The 1,746-nt window shown below is 71.7% G+C and carries 2 protein-coding genes and 1 pseudogene; 2 read left to right on the forward strand and 1 reads right to left on the reverse strand.

What is annotated here, in order from left to right; genetic code table 11:
- Nucleotides 1-247: pseudogene (locus tag EYA84_RS31455) on the reverse strand (GNAT family N-acetyltransferase); the annotation flags it as partial.
- 79 nt (nucleotides 248-326) lie between these two features.
- Here EYA84_RS31455 and fdxA point away from each other — a divergent pair.
- Entirely contained in the window at nucleotides 327-653 is a 327-nt protein-coding gene (fdxA, locus tag EYA84_RS31460; protein ID WP_030490464.1) for a ferredoxin, read from the forward strand.
- Nucleotides 650-1,746, forward strand: a 1,097-nt coding sequence (gene dapC, locus EYA84_RS31465; protein WP_131057808.1) for a succinyldiaminopimelate transaminase, incomplete at its 3' end; no start/stop codon positions are given. The genes fdxA and dapC, both read left to right, overlap by 4 nt.

The following is a 1,746-nucleotide window of genomic DNA, read 5'->3' on the forward strand; positions in this document are numbered from 1 at the left end:
CGTCGGCGGCGAGTTCCAGCGCGACCACGGCGTCGGCGGTGGGCCGGCGGGTCGGCGGGACCCGTTTGGCGCGGTGCACCTCGGCGATCGGTACGCGCAGCCGACCCTGCCGGGTGGTCATCGTGAGGTGGGTCTCGGTCAGCTCGACCAGCTCGCCGAGGGCGTCGGTGAACACCGGCCGACCGGCGCGTGAGCCCACGATCCGCCGGACCACGATCCGGTGTCCCACATCCTGCTCTCGGAGCACGATCGACCTCCTCCCCGGCGAGATACTAGGCTCTTACCGTCGCGTGTGATCGCGACGAGTCTTGCGGAGGAGAAGACCGGTGACCTACATCATCGCCGAGCCGTGCGTGGATGTGCTCGACAAGGCATGCATCGAGGAATGCCCGGTCGACTGCATTTACGAGGGCAACCGGATGCTCTACATCCACCCCGACGAGTGCGTCGACTGTGGTGCCTGTGAGCCTGTGTGCCCGGTCGAGGCGATCTTCTACGAGGACGACGTCCCCGAGCAGTGGAAGGACTACACCGGCGCAAACTACGAGTTCTTCGAGGACCTGGGCTCGCCCGGGGGTGCCTCAAAGGTCGGCAAGGTGGAGAAGGACGCCACCTTCGTCGCCGCGCAGCCGCCGCGCGGCGAGGGGCACTGAACGCCCCCGCGCCGGTCTCGTCGCGGCTGCCCGAGTTCACCTGGGACACGCTGGACGCCGCGGCGACCCTGGCCGCGGCGCATCCGGACGGCCTGATCAACCTCTCCATGGGCACGCCGGTCGATCCGGTGCCCGAGGTGATCCGGCGTGCGCTGGCCGAGGCGTCGGACGCACCGGGGTACCCGCTCACCGCCGGTACCCCGGACCTGCGTGCGGCGATCACGGCCTGGGTGGCCCGGTCCTGCGGGGCGGGCGTCGACGGGCTCGGGGTGCTGCCGACGATCGGGTCGAAGGAGCTGGTCGCCTGGTTGCCGACCCTGCTGGGGCTCGGGCCGGGTGACGTCGTGGTGGTGCCGTCGGTGGCCTACCCCACCTACGAGGACGGGGCCCGGCTGGCCGGGGCCACCACGGTCCGCGCCGACTCGCTGACCGCGGTCGGTCCGACCTCCCGGGTACGCCTGGTCTGGGTCAACTCGCCGGGCAACCCGACCGGCCGGGTGCTGCCCGCCGCCCACCTGCGCAAGGTGGTGGACTGGGCCCGGGAGCGTGGCGCCGTGGTCGCCAGCGACGAGTGTTACCTGCCGCTGGGCTGGGACGCCGAGCCGGTCTCGGTGCTCTCGCCGGAGGTCTGCGGCGGCTCGTACGACTCGGTGCTGGCCGTGCACTCGCTCTCCAAGCGGTCCAACCTCGCCGGGTACCGGGCGGGGTTCGTGGCCGGTGACCCCGCTCTGGTGGCCGAGCTACTCAAGATCCGCAAGCACGCGGGGATGATCGTGCCCAAGCCGGTGCAGGCGGCGATGGTGGCCGCGCTGCACGACGAGGAGCACGCCACCGCGCAGCGGGAGCGTTACCGGGCACGCCGGGAGGTCCTGCGGGCCGCGTTCACCGGGGCCGGGTTCACCGTCACGCACTCCGAGGCGGGGCTCTACCTCTGGCTGACCCGGGGCGAGGACTGCTGGGACACGGTCGACTGGCTGGCCCGGCGCGGCATCCTGGTCGCCGCCGGTGTCTTCTACGGGCCCACCGCCGGGCAGTACGTCCGGGTGGCGCTGACCGAGTCCGACGAGCGGGTCGCAGACTCTTATACACATCT

This window comes from Verrucosispora sp. SN26_14.1, from assembly GCF_004307965.1.
Taxonomy (GTDB): Bacteria; Actinomycetota; Actinomycetes; order Mycobacteriales; family Micromonosporaceae; genus Micromonospora.